At 67.2% G+C, this 16,351-nt stretch carries 11 protein-coding genes and 5 pseudogenes; 11 read left to right on the forward strand and 5 right to left on the reverse strand.

What is annotated here, in order from left to right:
* Nucleotides 1-1,492 precede the first annotated feature (1,492 nt).
* Nucleotides 1,493-2,086 carry an RICIN domain-containing protein gene (locus tag RM812_RS38140; protein ID WP_311584826.1) on the forward strand — a complete coding sequence of 198 codons (594 nt, stop codon included), beginning with the start codon at nucleotides 1,493-1,495 and terminating at the stop codon, nucleotides 2,084-2,086.
* Between the two features lie 164 nt (nucleotides 2,087-2,250).
* Here the strand turns inward: RM812_RS38140 and RM812_RS38145 are convergent.
* Together RM812_RS38145 and RM812_RS38150 are read right to left on the reverse strand one after the other, a co-directional pair.
* Nucleotides 2,251-2,628: pseudogene (locus RM812_RS38145) on the reverse strand (transposase); the annotation flags it as partial.
* A gap of 709 nt (nucleotides 2,629-3,337) precedes the next feature.
* Entirely contained in the window at nucleotides 3,338-3,628 is a 291-nt protein-coding gene (locus RM812_RS38150) for a hypothetical protein (RefSeq protein ID WP_311584829.1), read from the reverse strand.
* A 263-nt stretch (nucleotides 3,629-3,891) separates the two neighbouring features.
* On the opposite strand from RM812_RS38150, the pseudogene RM812_RS43190 reads away from it, so the two are divergent.
* From RM812_RS43190 to rfbB, 4 genes and pseudogenes are all read left to right on the forward strand, one after another.
* Nucleotides 3,892-4,080: pseudogene (locus tag RM812_RS43190) on the forward strand (hypothetical protein); the annotation flags it as partial.
* 1 nt (nucleotide 4,081) lies between these two features.
* Nucleotides 4,082-4,669 (forward strand): annotated as a pseudogene (locus RM812_RS38155) (transposase family protein); the annotation flags it as partial.
* A gap of 184 nt (nucleotides 4,670-4,853) precedes the next feature.
* Entirely contained in the window at nucleotides 4,854-5,921 is a 1,068-nt protein-coding gene (locus RM812_RS38160; RefSeq protein ID WP_311584832.1) for a glucose-1-phosphate thymidylyltransferase, read from the forward strand.
* On the forward strand, nucleotides 5,875-6,927 hold the full coding sequence (rfbB, locus tag RM812_RS38165; protein ID WP_311584857.1) for a dTDP-glucose 4,6-dehydratase: 1,053 nt from the start codon (nucleotides 5,875-5,877) through the stop codon (nucleotides 6,925-6,927). Before RM812_RS38160 ends, rfbB begins: the two co-directional genes overlap by 47 nt.
* 171 nt (nucleotides 6,928-7,098) lie before the next feature.
* Here the strand turns inward: rfbB and RM812_RS38170 are convergent.
* The 3 genes and pseudogenes from RM812_RS38170 to RM812_RS38185 all read right to left on the reverse strand — a co-directional run bounded on the left by RM812_RS38170 (nucleotide 7,099) and on the right by RM812_RS38185 (nucleotide 9,782).
* Nucleotides 7,099-7,978: pseudogene (locus tag RM812_RS38170) on the reverse strand (IS630 family transposase).
* 843 nt (nucleotides 7,979-8,821) lie between these two features.
* Nucleotides 8,822-8,986: pseudogene (locus RM812_RS38180) on the reverse strand (transposase); the annotation flags it as partial.
* Nucleotides 8,987-9,125: 139 nt separating this feature from the next.
* Nucleotides 9,126-9,782 carry a DUF1707 SHOCT-like domain-containing protein gene (locus RM812_RS38185; RefSeq protein WP_311584835.1) on the reverse strand — a complete coding sequence of 219 codons (657 nt, stop codon included), beginning with the start codon at nucleotides 9,780-9,782 and terminating at the stop codon, nucleotides 9,126-9,128.
* 320 nt (nucleotides 9,783-10,102) lie between these two features.
* Here RM812_RS38185 and RM812_RS38190 point away from each other — a divergent pair, with 320 nt between their 5' ends.
* The 6 genes from RM812_RS38190 to RM812_RS38215 all read left to right on the forward strand — a co-directional run.
* Nucleotides 10,103-10,813 (forward strand): class I SAM-dependent DNA methyltransferase, encoded by a 711-nt coding sequence (locus RM812_RS38190; RefSeq protein ID WP_311584838.1) that lies wholly within the window; start codon nucleotides 10,103-10,105, stop codon nucleotides 10,811-10,813.
* A gap of 93 nt (nucleotides 10,814-10,906) precedes the next feature.
* On the forward strand, nucleotides 10,907-12,088 hold the full coding sequence (locus RM812_RS38195) for a DegT/DnrJ/EryC1/StrS family aminotransferase (RefSeq protein WP_311584841.1): 1,182 nt from the start codon (nucleotides 10,907-10,909) through the stop codon (nucleotides 12,086-12,088).
* Complete coding sequence (locus RM812_RS38200; RefSeq protein ID WP_311584845.1) at nucleotides 12,085-12,924, forward strand: sugar phosphate nucleotidyltransferase; 840 nt, start codon at nucleotides 12,085-12,087, stop codon at nucleotides 12,922-12,924. The genes RM812_RS38195 and RM812_RS38200 overlap by 4 nt, the downstream gene beginning before the upstream one ends.
* Before the next feature lie 183 nt (nucleotides 12,925-13,107).
* Nucleotides 13,108-14,412, forward strand: a complete 1,305-nt coding sequence (gene rfbH, locus RM812_RS38205) for a lipopolysaccharide biosynthesis protein RfbH (RefSeq protein ID WP_311584849.1) — start codon at nucleotides 13,108-13,110, stop codon at nucleotides 14,410-14,412.
* The gene (locus RM812_RS38210; protein WP_311584852.1) at nucleotides 14,409-15,788 is read left to right on the forward strand and encodes an NDP-hexose 2,3-dehydratase family protein; all 1,380 of its coding nucleotides are present in this window, start codon (nucleotides 14,409-14,411) and stop codon (nucleotides 15,786-15,788) included. Before rfbH ends, RM812_RS38210 begins: the two co-directional genes overlap by 4 nt.
* A partial coding sequence (locus tag RM812_RS38215; protein WP_311584854.1) for a Gfo/Idh/MocA family protein occupies nucleotides 15,785-16,351 on the forward strand: 567 nt, incomplete at its 3' end. The genes RM812_RS38210 and RM812_RS38215, both read left to right, overlap by 4 nt.

A 16,351-nucleotide genomic window follows, 5' to 3' on the forward strand; every position in this document is an offset into this window, starting at 1 on the left:
CAGGAAGTCTTCGAAGGCGTCCAGCGCGAACATCAGCAGGAGCAGCACGACCGGCACGAGCAGAGCTATCACGACCACGATGCCTCCCGATGGAACACTGATCACGGGAATGCGCGGCGGCAGAAGGTCCACGCTCAGCATGGGCCGAACGAGTGAACGCCGCACGCCCGGCACGGGATCATGTAGGCCGTTCGGGTGACACTCGCCTTGCACGTGCAGGCTCGAAATGCCCGGGGCGGGATCGTGGTCCAGGCGCCGGGCAGGCCGCGCGGCGGGGTGGTTGTGCGGGTCGGGTGGCGGGTCGTCAGGATGATCCGGACGGCTTCAGCAGCACGCGCCTGGCTCGCCGTCGTCGTGCCGGCGCCCTGACGGCTGCGCCGTGTCAATGCCTGGCCGGGCGGCTCTCATGGCCGGGCACGGCTGCCCTCATCAGGGACCCAAGGGACTGTACTTCGGAACAGAGTGTAGGACCTTGGGGGGCTGTGGGGTGACAGCTTCCACGGCATGCCGCAGTATCGAGACTTGAGTCCCTTGGGTCCCTTCGGACCCTCCCCAGGGACACTCAACCACCCCGGGTGCCCGAATTAAGCTTATTTGGAGGGTCCGAAGGGACCCAAACTCAGGATTCACCACTCAAGCTGCCAGCCGCGAGCGGCTCGAACACTCCCTTCCGAGGAGAGGGGCTGTATCCCCAAGGGCAGGGTCTCAGTCCGTCTTCAGTCCCTGCAGTAAAAGTGCAGGTCAGACGACTGAGCTGTAAGCAACAGGGACTGTAGGGACCGAAAGTTCCAATTATCAGCCGCTCCAACTAGGTCTCCTCCTACGCACGGGCGCGAACAACACATGTACTCAGTTGGCTCATATATAGAGGGACTCAGTCCCTTCAGTCCCTGTACAAGAGCACTTACCCGCTCTGAACTGCAGGAATAGTGCCTCCTACCTGGAAGGGACTGAGTCCCTCGGGCCACTGCCCCCGCCCCCGGGGGGCCAGTTGAAGGCGTCAGAGCGCGATGCATTCCGAGCACCCGCCGGTCACCAGCACCATGCTCAAACGGACCTTCCGAAAGCTGGACGCCTCGATGTCCCAACTCCGGCAGGACCGCATCCCCCATGAAGCCCGCAAATTCGCCGACCCTCTCCACCTCATGCGGCTGTTCGGGATCGCGCCCGTTGCGTGGAGACACGCACGGCGGGTGCGGCCGGCGGGCCGAGGAAACGGGCTGGTCGCAAGGCCAGTACCGCGCCTCGGCCCGCCCCAACCCAGGCGCAAACCGTGGTGATCTTGCGAGGGTCTCACCCGCGTGGGTGGAGCGCCGCTGTACGGCTGTGCACGCTTCAAGGCCGCGGAATGGGCAACCGATTCAAACCCGGCTTACCGGGACCGGCGTGGCTTGTTCAGGAGGCACGCTCTCTCGCCCTTCTGTGCTGAGGTAGCCCCCCGTACTGCAATCGACTCGTCGCGGACCGACCACTGACTAGCAAAGGAGAGGACATGCCCCGCACCGGACGTTGGGCGGCGATGACCACAGTCGCCTTCGCCATCGCCTTGGCCAGCACCACCACAGCGAGCGCGCACCCCCAGCCCGCCTCCAAGCCCGTGCACTGGACGGCCACCACCCAGGGGTTAGCCGCGCTATCACCGCAGAGGGTGCTGGACCTGCCCGTGCGCATCACCAGCGACTTCGCGAACCGCCCCACACCCCAGTGCCTGGACGTCGACGCAAACGGCGGCGGCAACGGCACGGCCGTCCAGGTCTGGGAGTGCAACGGCACGAGCCAGCAGCGCTGGTACCTCTGGAATAACGGCGCGCTGGAGAGCTACCGCTTCCCCGGCAAGTGCCTGGACGCCGACCTCAACGGGGGTGGCAATAACGGCACCAAGGTGCAGATATGGGATTGCAACAACACTCCACAACAGAGCTGGTCTCACCCGGCGGGCGACCGCGCGATCTACAACGCCGCCTTCTACGGCGGCGGCAACATCGTCATGGAACGCGACGCGAACGTCTGGGGCAACGGCGCCCGCGTCCAACTTTGGCAGAAGAACTTCCAGTCGCAACAGTGGTGGGACGTCTGGGCGGACTGACCACGTGCGCCACCGCGTGATTCGGTGCGGGCTGGCCAAGCACGGACCGGGAAGCACTCGTGGGAGAACACTGTCAGCAGCCACTACAGCCATCGAACACCCGCACGTCGCCAGACGTGACACCCCTCGTTTGCGGCTGCTGACGATCCTGCTGGCTTATTCGGTCACGCGGCGAGGGAGAGGTCGAGTCGGGCAAGGTGGCTGACGGGGGTGCGGTCGAGAGGGTGGCCGTTCCACCAGGCATCGAGGCGGATGAGGTTGAGTGCAACGGCGGAGAAGACGTGCTCCAGGTGGGTCTTCTGGAGACCGCCCGCGCGGGTTGCGTACCTGGCTCGCCACTGCTCGTCGCCCTGCTGGAGGCGAGCATGGTCGAGGACTTCCTGCACCTCACGGGGTTGCAGGGAGAGGGTCCGGCCACCGGTCTTCGATCGGGTGCACTGGTCTCGCACCGGGCAGGGTCGACAGGTCTCCTTGTCGAACTTGATGACGATGGCCTTGGCGCCGCGCAGGGTGGCGGGGCTCCACCAGGTGCTGGTGTCCCCGCGTGGGCAGGTGGCCTGTCAGCTGGCCCGGCGACCAGCTCGGTCGCCCTCTGGCTTCGAACGCCTCGGCAAACTCGGTTCCGCGAACAACTCACCCAGCTCGTCACGGACCCGCATCGCCAACGGGTACGGGCCCCGTGCCGCCACCGCCCGCGCCACCTGCGCAGTCGGCTCAGGCACCTTCGGCCACGGCCTCAGCTGCATCGACATCCCACACCCCACCCGCGACAGGGAATGCCAAGACGGCCGCTACTGACCCGACCAACGAGCCGCCAGCCCCGCCGGGCACGGAATAAGCCAGTAGGATCGCTGACAGCGTTCTTACCGGCACCCCAGGACGTGACCCGAGGCGCGACCCAGGCGTCGTGGCCCTTGTGGGGTACAGGCTCTGGACGGCGAAGCCACCGGAACGAGCGCGAAACCGAGGGGGCAGCGGAGGATCGTCCGCTGCCGGGAGCTGCCGGGCATCACCGACGCCGCGGTCTTCCTCGCCTCGCGTACCCCTCGGCCCAGGCGGGCGATGTACCGGGAAGGGAGCGCAGCCGGCTGTTGCCTCACCAGCAGGGCTGGCTGAACCGGGCAGTCCGCTTCCGCGGAGGCGAAGGGGAGGTACGCAGGCTTGAGGCCACACGCAATTAGGGACCTGGGCGGCAGGTCAGGTGACGCTGTTGTTGGGCTATGGCCGTAGTAGCTGTCCTGTCATTTGCCGCTAACCAACGGCATCCGGAAGAGCAGCGGTTCCGGTGTCAGCCACCAGTTCACAGAGCTGGATGAAGCACTCACTCTGAGAGAGACGCCCATGGACGCGAACGAAGTACGACCGCTCCGAGCATTCGAACACCTCCCTCCGGACCATCTTCATGACGCCACGGTCATAGGTGTTCACCTCTTCTCGGAGCGCGGCCATCGCCTCCTCAGCGCTGCCGTCCAGTTCGGCAAGAGTGCGATAGCTGGATGCTTCCGCATCGAGTAGCGAGGCAAGCACTATCCATCGAGCCATGTCTGGGCCATCCCCCTCGGTCTACTGATCAGGAGCTGGGATGATCCTGACACTCCTGCAGCGACAAGCAGGACCTCAGGGCCCGCAGTCCGCCGACCATGCACCCACCTGCCCCCTCGGCCCCTTACCTGCCGACACGGCCAAGGGCTGAGAGGCTGTTGTCTTTCCGAGTCTGACGACTGTGTTTTCGCTGGTCAGGGGTAGGGGCGGCGACGGTGTGGGAGTGATGGATCGTCGTTTCGTCGCTCCCGTGGAGGTCGCGAATGCCGTCGGTTTTCGGACTGCTGGAACAGCACGAGCTTGCCGCTCGTCGTCGTGTGGATGGGCTGCGCGAGGAAGTCGACCGGATCCAGGCCGAGCTCGCGATGGCCGAGCAGGAGTGGTTGGAGTGGACGATCGCCCGTGAGCGTGTGGGTGCGGTGCTGTCCGCGCCGGGCGGCGATTCAGCTGACGGCCCGCCTCGCCGCAGGCTTCCGCATCGGGATCGCCACGGCCTACCGCTACATACGCGAGGCCGTCGACCTCCTGCCCGCCCTCGCGCCCACGCTGGAACAGGCCATGCCGACTGTCCGAAAGAAGGCGTACGTGATCCTCGACGGCACCCTGCTGCCGATCGACCGCATCGCCGCAGACCGGCCGTACTACTCCGGGAAGAAGAAGCACCACGGGATGAACGTGCAGGTCCTCGCCGATCCCGCCGGACGCCTGATCTGGGTCTCGGACGCACTGCCGGGAGCCAAACACGACCTGACCGCGGCGCGGGCCCACGGCATTCCCGCCGCACCCGCCGCGGAGGACATCAAGTGCTGGGCCGACAAGACGTATCAGGGCGCCGGCCCTGCGATCCGTGTCCCAATCCGTGGCAAGCACCAGCGCGGCTGGCGCCGACGTCCCAACCGGGACCACGCAAAGATCCGCAGCCTCGGTGAACGCGCCATGGCGATCCTCAAGTCCTGGCGGCTCCTGCGGAAGCTCCGCTGCAGCACCACCCGGATCACCGCCGCCGTCCGAGCCGTCGTCGCACTCGAACTCACCACCTGATCATGATGGAAAAGGCTCTGTCATGGTCCGTCCGTCCCGGCTGGTCAAGGCCCTGCACAAGGCCCCGGCCAGCCTGTCACATTACGGACTTACACGATCTTTCAGACACGCTCCAGACCTTGATCATGCAAAGCACCCTGACTTCGAAGACCCCAGTAACAGAGTCCTAATACACTGCGCCGATATGAAGGCTCTCGTACTGTCGGGCGGGGCCGGAACCCGCCTGCGGCCCATCACTCACACCTACGCCAAGCAGCTCGTTCCTGTAGCGAACAAACCAGTTCTCTTCTACGGGTTAGAGGCCATCGCGGATGCAGGCATTACCGAGGTCGGCATCATTGTCGGTGACACTGCTCCGGAGATCCAGCAGGCGGTCGGCGACGGTTCCGCTTTCGGCCTCGATGTCACCTACATCCGGCAATCGGCGCCCCTCGGCCTCGCCCATGCCGTCCTGATCGCACGCGACTTTCTCGGCGACGAGGACTTCGTCGTGTATCTCGGTGACAACTTCATCGTCGGCGGTATCGCGGATCTCGTGGACGAGTTCCGCGGCAGCCGACCAGACGCGCAAATCCTGCTCACCAAGGTGGCTGATCCTACTGCCTTCGGCGTTGCCGAACTCGACATGTCCGGAAAGGTGGTGTCGCTGGAGGAGAAGCCGGCCGTCCCGCGCAGCGACCTGGCGCTGGTCGGCGTCTTCCTGTTCACCACGGCGATGCACGAGGCCGTACAGCGGATCGAGCCCTCTTGGCGCGGCGAGTTGGAGATCACCGACGCTCTGCAATGGCTCATCGACCACGGGCGTGACGTCCGCTCCACGACCATCTCCGGCTACTGGAAGGACACCGGGAACGTCCTCGCTATGCTGGAGGTCAACCGCGCCGTGCTGGAACGTATCGAGGGACGTATCGACGGATCGGTCGACGCAGCCAGCGAGATCATAGGCCAGGTCACGGTCGATGCCGGCGCCGAGATCCGGGGCTCACGGATCGTGGGACCGGTCGTGATCGGCGCGAACACACTGATCACCAATTCCTACGTCGGCCCGTCCACCTCGATAGCGCCGGACTGCCGGATCGAGTCCAGCGAAATAGAGTTCTCCATCGTCCTGGCCGGCGCCACGGTGCAGGGGGTCCGCCGCATCGAGAGTTCGCTGATCGGGCGAAACGCCGAAGTCACGCCGGCGACCGGCGTGCTGACAGCCCATCGGCTGGTGCTCGGGGACCACAGTAAGGTGTGCATCTCGTCATGACCGCCACAGAATCCTGGTCACCGGTGGCGCCGGCTTCATCGGCTCCCACTACGTCCGCACCCTGCTCGGCCCGCACGGACCGGCCGGGGTGCAGGTCATCGTCCTCGACAAACTGACCTACGTCGGCGACCCGGCCAACCTCGGCCCGGTGCGTGCACACCCCGGGTTTTCCTTCGTCCAGGGCGACATCTGCGACACCGCGGTCGTGAACCTGCTGGTCGCCGAGCACGACCAGATCGTGCACTTCGCCGCAGAGTCGCACGTGGACCGATCGATCATGGACGCTGCCGAGTTCGTCCGGACGGACGTCGGCGGGACGCAGGTCCTGCTTGACGCGGCGCTGCGCCACCATGCCGACGGGCGGGGCGTCTTCGTCCACATCTCCACGGACGAGGTGTACGGCTCCATCGCGCACGGTTCCTGGCCGGAGACTCACCCGGTGTCGCCCAACTCGCCCTACGCGGCCTCGAAGGCGTCCGCCGACGTTATCGCCCTCTCCTACCACCGCACCCACAGTCTCGACGTCCGAGTGACCCGCTGCTCCAACAACTACGGCCGGCAACACTTCCCCGAGAAACTGATCCTGCTGCTCATCACCCGGCTGCTGCAGGGCCGCACGGTCCCGCTCTATGGAGACGGACTCAACGTCCGCGAATGGTTGCACATCGACGACCACGTGCAGGGCATCGAACTGGTCCGCACGAAGGGCCGTCCCGGCGAGGTCTACAACATCGGCGGAGGAACCGAACTCACCAACAAGGAGCTGACAGCCCTGCTGCTGGAGGCGTGCGGAGCAGGCTGGGAGTCGGTGGAGTACGTCACCGACCGCAAGGGTCACGACCGCCGTTACTCGGTGGACTACGCCAAGATCACCCAGGAGCTGGGCTACCGGCCACGCAAGGACTTCGCCACCGGGCTCGCCGAGACCGTCTCCTGGTACCGCGAGAACCGGGACTGGTGGGAGCCGCTGCAGCAGCGCGCCGAACCGGGAGCGGCGCAGCGGTGACCGCCCCGGTGCCCGGCCGCGCGGGCTGCGCGCCGACCGCCGGGTCACGAACGTGGCCGGGACGCCGGGCCAGGTCACGGCAGTGACAGCGTGCCGATGACCGCCTCACGGGGTCACCGGCACGCTGTCGTAGAGGGAATCAGCCGCGGGCCTGGATGAGCTGAACATGTGCTAGTGTTCTGCGCTTGAGATCCTTGGGCAGAAGCGGGCGAGGGAGTCGAGAATCTCTTCGGCGATCTTGGTACAGATGAACGGTTTGGGGTCTTCGTTCCAGTCCTTGACCCAGGCCCGGATGTCGGCTTCCAGGGCTTGGATGTTCTTGTGTGCGCCGCGGCAGATCATCTGGTGGGCGAGGTAGCCAAACCACCGCTCCACCTGGTTGATCCAGGAGGAGCCGGTCGGGGTGAAGTGCAGCTCGAACCGAGGGTGTTTGGCCAGCCAAACCTTGATCGCCGGGGTCTTGTGGGTGCCGTAGGGGTGGTCAGGCCGTTGCGGACGTAGTCGTGGGTGCGCCGCTCGGACATGCCCAGCAGCACCGGCTGGGACAGGTCCAGGGCCTGAATCTGCGACTTCTCGTCCACCGAGAGCACCACCGCACCCTCGGGCGGAATGAAATACAGCCCCACGACGTCGTAGACCTTCTCCACGAACAACGGGTCGGTCGCCAGCTTGAAGGTGTCGGCCAGATGCGGCTTGAGCTGGAACTGCCGCCAGATCCGGCCGACCGTCGACTTCGACAGACCACTGTGTTGCGCCATCAATTTTCGGGACCAGTGGGTGGCGTTCTTCGGCAGTTGTTCCAGCTTGGTGACCACCACCGCTTCCACCTGGTCGATGCTGATGCTGGGCGGGCGGCCCGGCCTCGGCTCTCGGCCAGCCGGTCGGCGAGGAAGCGCCGCCGCCACTTGCGGACCGTGTCCGCACTCACCCGCAGATCCCGGGCGACCGCGACGATCGGCGGCACCTCCGGCCCCGCGCAAGCCAGCACAATTCGCGCCCGCAGGGCCAGCGCCTGGGCCGTTGTCGCCAGACGCGTCCACCGTTCCAACATCGCCCGCTCGTCCTCAGACAGTCGACCTGAGCCTGGGCACCGGGGATCACCTCGAAGCGGCGGTGCATGTCGGCGAGTTCCTTCGGCGTGATGCCCAGCTCCTCGGCGATACGAGGCCGGGCTTCCTGGACGTAGATCTTGGTCCGCTGGTAGTTGCCGGTGAACCGTACTCCGCCACCAGCCGCCCGTGGATCACGGCGGCCTTCATCAGAATCTCGGCCCGCAGCATCGAGTCGACCAGCGGTGCGAACTCGTCGATCACCCTCGCCTTCGACCGGCCGTTCGGCGACCGGCGTGGCGGGGTAGCCGGCCCTGGCGCCGACAAATACTTGCGGACCGTCTTCCGGTCCAGCCCGGTCTCCCGGGCCACCTCTGACAGGCTGATCGCCCCGGACTCCAACAGACTCCGGAAGCGACGCAATTCCAACCAACGATGCGGATCCAGGACCACCGTCGACCGCCTCCTGCCGCCTCTCACCGACCAAGCAGCAGAGTGCCGAGCAGCAGGTCTCAACGCATCAGCAACTGTCCCTCTTCATCCGTACGCGGGTGGGGACGTTCACGGCCCTGGCAAAATTTCCGTGATGCTGGGGTGTGCCACCGTGCGCCGGTGACGCTCCGTCACGGATAGCGGCGTCGGAGCAGGGCCATGAGGACAACACGGTGGCGGAGCAGCGGGACACCTGCGCCGCCGGCCATGATCCGTTTTGGGAGCTTCAGATCGGTGATGCGGCCCTCGTTGACGCCCGAGCTGAACGGGGTGGTGATGCCCTGCACGACTGCGGGCTGGTCCTCACGGATGGCGTTGGCCAGGCTGGCCAGGGCTGGGAGGCGGGCGCCGGACAGTTGCTCAAGCACCCGAGCCTTCGACCACGCCATGAACCGGCGATGGGCCGTTGCACCGGACGGCCCGAAAACCGGCGGGACTTGCGACCACGTACAGCCCGTCGTGGCCACGAAGATGATCGCAGCCAGCACCTCACGGTCGCCGTTCCGGCGCCAGCCACCACAAACGCGGCGGCGCATCCGGCACCACCGCTGGGACAATTCCCGCAACCCGCCCAAAACCGGACGCTCAAGCAACAGCATCCACACTCAGGCCACCGCTGAGGCCGAATGAGATCGGAGGCTACGGGGGTTGACCTTCTCAGTCGTCCGCAGAAGGGGACGCGGACCTGCGCGCCAGCCACTCCCCTAACGTCCGACGCGGCGGCCGCACCACCACGCGGCCGTGCGTCTTCCGGCCGACCAACTGCACGCGCAGAACGACCGGTGTATAGGGACCCGACGGCGCCTGCCGGTGCTTGACCTTGCTGTGCACCAGCCGCAGACCGTCGGTGTCGACCACGATGCCCGGCCTGATGACCATCACCAGGTCCTTGCCGTCCATGTCCATGTCGATACGCAGCGTGTCCTGGGTGATCACGGCATCGGTGAAGTCGAGCGTCACGTCACACCACTGGATCGCCAGTTCAAGCCTCCGCGGCACCACCCAGCGCCCCACGCGCTCGACCGCGCTGTGCACCTGCTCGATCCGGACCACGTCCCTGACCTCCGTGCCGGTTGCACCGACCTCGGCCGGCACCAGCGGCAGGTCGGCGGTGAGCGCGGTCAGCTCCCCCATGGTCCGCGCCGACAGGGCTGCTTCCAGGCGCTCGTCCAGCTCCTCCACGCTCAGCCGACCGTCCCCCGCCGCGACACGCAGCACGTCGACCACCCGGTCGCGGTCCGCGTGTGAGGCCCGCAGCCCGGGCGACGAGTCGGGGCCCGAGTGCTTTCCAGTGGGTGAGATTTCTCCCGACATTACTTCCGTCCTGGTCCTGTCGATTCGTCCGCTCGCATCACGGTGCCGACGGCGGGCGACGGCATGCTCGCTCCATCATCCCGAGGCCCGGCCGCGACAACAACCGCTCCCGGGCAGCGCAAGCCTCGCTTTAGCACCGTCGACTAGCGTCCGGGCACGAGTGGTCCCGGTGGTGATGCCGTCGCTGCCCGACACCGTCAGAGGGGGATGACAGCCATGTATGCCTGGCCGTCGCCTCACGTCCGGGTCGTGGTCGGCGCCGCCCGACAACCTTCTGTGGAGGTCCGATGGTCGTTGCTCCGGAAGAAGACTTTCCCGCCGTGTACAGCAGGGACCACGCCGAGATCTTCGACTTCGTGCACGCCGCGCGCGGCCGGAACTGGTCGGCCGAGGCGGACGAGGTGACCGCGCTGATCCGCCGGCGCAACCCACGGGCGGACTCGCTTCTGGACATCGCCTCCGGCACGGGAGAGCACCTGGTCCGTTTTGCCACCCACTTTGTGCGAGCCGAGGGCCTCGAACTGTCGCCCGACATGCGGCGGATCTCCGAGCGGAAGCTGCCCGGCACCACCGTGCACGTCGGGGACATGCGCTCCTTCGATCTCGGCACCACCTATGACGCGGTCGTGTGTCTGTGCTTCTCCCTGGCCTACATGCGCTCGGTGGAGGAACTGCGCGCCTCCACGGCCGCGATGGTCCGGCACCTGGCCCCCGGCGGAGTGGTCGTCGTCGAACCATGGTGGTTCCCGGAGCGGTTCATCGACGGATCCGTCTCGGCCAGTCTCGCCCAGGAGGACGGCAGGGCGGTTAGCCGGCTGTCGCACACTGTGCGGGACGGCCGCCTCAGCCGTATGACCGTCCGCTTCACGGTGGCCGACGCCACGGGGATCAGGGAGTTCACCGAGCACGAAACGCTCTCCCTGTTCGGCGAGCACGAGTACGCCGCCGCCTTCGCCGACCTCGGCTGCGCAATGACGTATCGGCCGGGTGGGCCCAACGGCCGCGGGCTGTTCGTGGGCGTCCGCGCATAGCGGTACCGGCGACCCGCAGAACCCGCGTCCGGGCCCGCCCCTTCCCGCGAGACCGGGACGCGGTCACGAAGCGTTCACGAGAGGACTGTCAGCGTGATCAACGTCTTCCAGCCCTGCCTCGGCGAGGAGGAGGCGACCGCGGTCGCGGAGGTGTTCGCCTCAAACTGGACCGGTCGCGGGCCGCGCACCAAGGACTTCGAGGCCGAGTTCGCCGCGCACCTCGAGGTCCCGCCGGAGCAAGTGGTGTTCATCAACTCCTGTACCGCGGGCCTCTTCCTCGCCGCCGCACTTCTCGAGCTCGGCCCCGGTGACGACGTCGTACTGCCGTCGGTGAGTTTCGTGGCCGCAGCCAACGCCGTGGCGGCGACTGGTGCCCGCCCGGTGTTCTGCGACTCCGATGTACGCACCCTGAACCCCACGGCCGCCCACGTCGAGCAAGCCCTCACGCCACGCACCAAAGCGGTGGTGGTGCTGCACTACGGTGGCTACCCCGGAGACATCGCCGCGATCGCACAGGTGTGCCGACGGCGCGGCATCACCCTGGTCGAGGACGCCGCCTGTTCCGTCGCCTCACGGGTGGACGGGGTCGCCTGCGGCACCTTCGGCGATCTGGCCACCTGGAGCTTCGACTCTATGAAGGTGCTGGTCACCGGCGACGGTGGCGCTTTTTACGCCCGCGACCCTGACCTCGCGAAGAAGGCGCGCGAGTTGGCGTACCACGGACTTGAAAACGCCAGCGCCTACGAAGCCTCCAGGGTCTCCGACCGTTGGTGGGAGCCCAGCGTGCGGGCCTTCGGCCACAGGTTCATCGGCAACGACACGACCGCCGCCATCGGTCTCGTACAACTGCGCAAGCTCTCCGGCTTCGTGGCCCGCCGCCGTGACATCGCCGCGCTCTACGATCAGTTTCTCGCGGACGTCGAGGGAGTGCGGCTGCCGCCGCCGCTGCCGCACGGGCACGCCAGCTCCTACTACTTCTACTGGGTGCAGTTCGACGCGGACATCCGCGACCGGGTCGCCAAGGACCTGCTGGACCACGACATCTTCACCACCTTTCGCTACCCGGCCCTGCACCGCATCCCGGCCTACGCATCCGAGGGACTGTCGCTGCCGGGGGCCGAGGCGGCGGCGGACCGGACCCTGCTGCTGCCCCTCCATCCCGGGCTGAGCAACGCGGAGGTGAGCACCGTCATCGACGCACTGCGCCGGTCGGTCGAGGGCATCCGGGCACCTGGGCGCGGCCCGGTGACTTCCCCTGCGGAGACGGCACGATGAAGGCTCTGGTGCCCTGCGGCAGGTACGGCACCCGCCTGCGCCCCTTCACCCGTTCGATGCCCAAGCAGCTCTTCCCCGTCGCTAACCGGCCGGTGCTCGAACACCTCCCGGGGTACATCCACGCCCGGGGTGTCACCGACATCGTCGTCGGTGCCCAGGGCCGGCCGGTCGCCGAGGCGATCGGCGACGGCAGCCGCCCGGGAGCGAGGATCACCTGCATCGTCCAGCAGACGCCGCTGGGTCTCGCCCACTGTGTGGCACCGGTCCGGTCCTTTCTCGGTGACGACGACTTCCTGATGTACCCGGACGACCATGTCCTGGCCGACGATGTCACCACGGTCGCCGAGGAGTTCGTCGCACCACGTCCGGACGCGCAGGTCACCGTGTGCAAGGTCACCGATCCGCGGGCGTTCGGTGTGGCGAAACTCGATGTCGAGGGGCGGGTTGCACACCTGGTGGAAAATCGGGAGACGCCGAGCAGTGGCCTTTCCCTGATCGGCGTGTACTTCTTCACCCCGGCCATCCACGAGGCCGTGGCCTCACTCGAGTCGAACGCACGAGGCGAGCTGGTGATCACCGATGCCCTGCATCGTATGGTCTCCCACGGCCACAAGGTGCGGCCCAGTGAATACGCCGACCGCTGGAAGGACACCGGCAGCACCGAGGACGTCCTGAACTGCAACCGCCGCCTGCTGAAAATCCTGCGCAGCCACGCGGCGGGACACGTCGGCGCACTCGACTCGCTGCGCGGAACGGTGGTGATCGAGGCCGCGGCGCGGGTGGTGCGCTTTACCGGCTCATCCGGTGACGACACTCGGAGCGAGGTGGTGGCATGAGGTCGCCAGGGGCCGGCGGCAGATGGGCCGGGCATGACGCCCGGACGGAGCGACGGCCGTCGACGCGGGAGCGGCCGCACGCCAGACTCCACGAGAAGGAGCGCCTCAAAGAACGTCGTCCCCACCACGGCCCGGCCGTCCCCGGCGGCGGGCATGATGACGGCCAGGAGCAGTGAGAGGCACATGAGCCAGCACAAAGAGCTGATCCTCAGCGAGACCCGCAAGTACCACATCGATCAACAGGGCGACGGGCGCTTCATCCCCGGTGTCACCGAGATCTGGCCCTCCGGCGCGGCGCTGGACGCCGAGGACCGCGCGGCGCTCGTCGAGGCCGCGCTGGACATGACGATCGCGGCGGGTGCACGCGCACGGCTCTTCGAGTCGCGGTTCGCCAAGCTGCTCGGGCTCCGCAAGGCCCACCTGACCAACTCCGGTTCCTCAGCCAACCTCCTCGCGCTGAGCGCTTTGTGTTCCCCGGTCCTGGGAGAGCGCCGGCTGAGCCCAGGAGACGAGGTGATCACGGTCGCGGCGGGCTTTCCGACCACGGTGAACCCGATCGTGCAGAACGGCCTCGTCCCCGTCTTCGTCGACATCGAACTCGGAACCTACAACACCACCGCCGAGCGGGTCGCAGAGGCAATCGGGCCGAAGACCCGCGCCATCATGATCGCGCACACCCTCGGCAACCCCTTCGAGGTCGCCGAGATCACCCAACTGGCCGAGCAGCACGGCCTTTTTCTGGTCGAGGACAACTGCGACGCGGTCGGCTCGACATACGGCGGCAAGCTCACCGGCACGTTCGGCGACCTGTCCACAGTGAGCTTCTATCCGGCCCACCATCTGACGACGGGCGAGGGTGGCTGCGTCCTCACCTCGAATCTCAGACTGCACCGAGTCGTGGAGTCACTGCGGGACTGGGGCCGGGACTGCTGGTGCGAACCGGGCCGTAACAACACCTGCCTCAAGCGCTTCGACCATCAGATGGGGCGCCTGCCGCACGGCTACGACCACAAGTACATCTTCTCCCACGTGGGTTACAACCTGAAGGGCACCGACCTGCAGGCGGCGCTCGGCCTGAGCCAGCTGGACAAGCTGGACGGCTTCATCGCCGCCCGCCGCCGCAACTGGCGACGGCTGCGCGAAGCCCTGGACGAGGTGCCGCACCTGCGTCTTCCGGAGCCGACGCCGGGCAGCGATCCGAGCTGGTTCGGCTTCACCATCAGTGTGGACCCCAACGCGCCGTTCACCCGGGCCGCCCTGGTGGACTTCCTGGAGAGCCGCAGGATCGGCACCAGGCGTCTCTTCGCGGGCAACCTCACCCGGCAGCCCGCCTACACCGATGTGGCGCACCGGGTGGTGGGCTCTCTGGCCCACAGCGACTTCGTCACCGAGCACACCTTCTGGGTCGGCGTCTATCCGGGCCTGACCGACGAGATGCTTGACTACGTCGTCGCCTCTGTCAAAGAGTTCGTCGGAGGCCGCCGATGACCACATCCCCACCGCTGCAGTTCCGGGAGGACCTGACCCTCCCGGCCCGCCTGGCCGCGTCCGCGGCCGACCGCGGGGCTGGGGCCCAACTGCGGACCGAGCAGTTCCTCTCCTGGTTGGCGGAGCGCCGCCAGGCACACCACTTCATAGTGGAACGCATCCCGCTGTCCGCGCTCGAAGACTGGTCATTCGCCCCGGACACCAGGAATCTGGGGCACCACAGCGGGCGGTTCTTCAGCGTCGAGGGGCTACGCGTGCGAACGAGTCAGGGACCGGTGCGGGAGTGGTACCAGCCCATCATCCAACAGCCCGAGGTGGGCATCCTCGGCATCCTGGCCAAGGAGTTCGACGGAGTCCTGCACTTCCTGATGCAGGCCAAGATGGAGCCCGGAAACCCGAACCTGCTCCAGCTCTCCCCTACCGTGCAGGCCACTCGCAGCAACTACTCGAAGGTGCACCGCGGCGCGGACGTCAAATACATCGACTACTTCACCCAGCCGCGTCAGGGCAGCGTACTGGCCGACGTACTGCAGTCCGAACACGGCTCGTGGTTCTACCGGAAGTTCAACCGGAACATGCTGGTCCGGACCGACGACGAGGTACCGGTCGATGACGACTTCTGCTGGCTGACTCTTGGTCAGCTCGGTGAACTGCTAGGCCTGGACAACGTGGTCAACATGGACGCCCGCACCGTCCTGGCGTGTCTGCCTGTGGCGTCCGCGCAGACCAGGGCACTGCATTCGGACACCGAGTTGCTGTCCTGGTTCACCGGCGAACGCGCCCGGCGCGAGGTCCGCACCGAACTCATCCCGCTGCGCGCCGCGGTGGGATGGGACCGCGACACGTGGGCCATCAGTCACCGGGCCGGCCGCTACTTCCGTGTGGTGGCCGCGGCTGTGGAGGCCACGAACCGCGAGGTGACCGGCTGGACCCAGCCCCTGTTCGAGCCCGTGGCCGAGGGGACGACGGCCTTCCTCACCCGCCGCTTCGACGGAGTGCCGCACGTCCTGGTGCACGCCAGGGCCGAAGGCGGATTCCTGGACACTGTCGAACTCGGGCCCACCCTTCAGTATACCCCGGAGAACTACGCCCATCTCGATGCGGCGGATCACCCGGCCTACGCGGAATTGCTGCTCGACCTGGATCCGTCCCGCATCCGCTACGAGGCCGTCCACTCCGAGGAGGGCGGCCGCTTCCTCAACGCCACCTCCCGATGTCTGTTCATCGACGCCCAGGACATCGGCCCGGACGTACCACCCGGCTACCGCTGGGTCACCCCGGGGCAGCTGAACTCCCTGACGCGCCACGGCCATTACGTCAATGTCCAGGCCCGCACTCTGCTGTCCTGCCTCAACACCGGAGCCGTGGTCCTGTGACGGCCCCACTGCGCGTCGGGGTGCTCGGCTGTGCGGAGTTCGCCCGGCGGCGTATGCTCCCCGCGTTCGACGCGGCGGCGGAGTTCGAGCTGTCCGCCGTCGCCAGTCGCGACCCGCGCCGCGCGGCGGACACCGCGCAGCCGTACGGGTGCCGCGCGGTGCACGGTTACCGCGAACTGCTCACCGACCCCGCGATCGACGCGGTGTACGTGCCGCTGCCCGCTGCCTTGCACGACCACTGGACGGAAGCCGCCCTCGACGCCGGCAAACACGTCCTGGCCGAGAAGCCGCTGACCACCGACCCGGCGCGGACCGACCGTCTGTTCCACCTCGCACGCAGCCGTGCTCTGGCCCTGATGGAGAACGTCCTATTCGTCCACCACACCCAGCACCAGGTGGTGCACGCACTGATTGACGCAGGTGGCATCGGTGAACTGCGCTCACTGTACGCCGAGTTCACCATTCCACGACGTGGCAGCGACGACATTCGCCACTGCCCCGAACTGGGCGGGGGCGCCCTGTGGGACACGGCAGTCTCTCCGGTGCGCGCCGCCCTGCACTTC

The sequence above is a fragment of the Streptomyces lancefieldiae genome, from assembly GCF_031845825.1.
GTDB lineage: Bacteria > Actinomycetota > Actinomycetes > Streptomycetales > Streptomycetaceae > Streptomyces > Streptomyces lancefieldiae.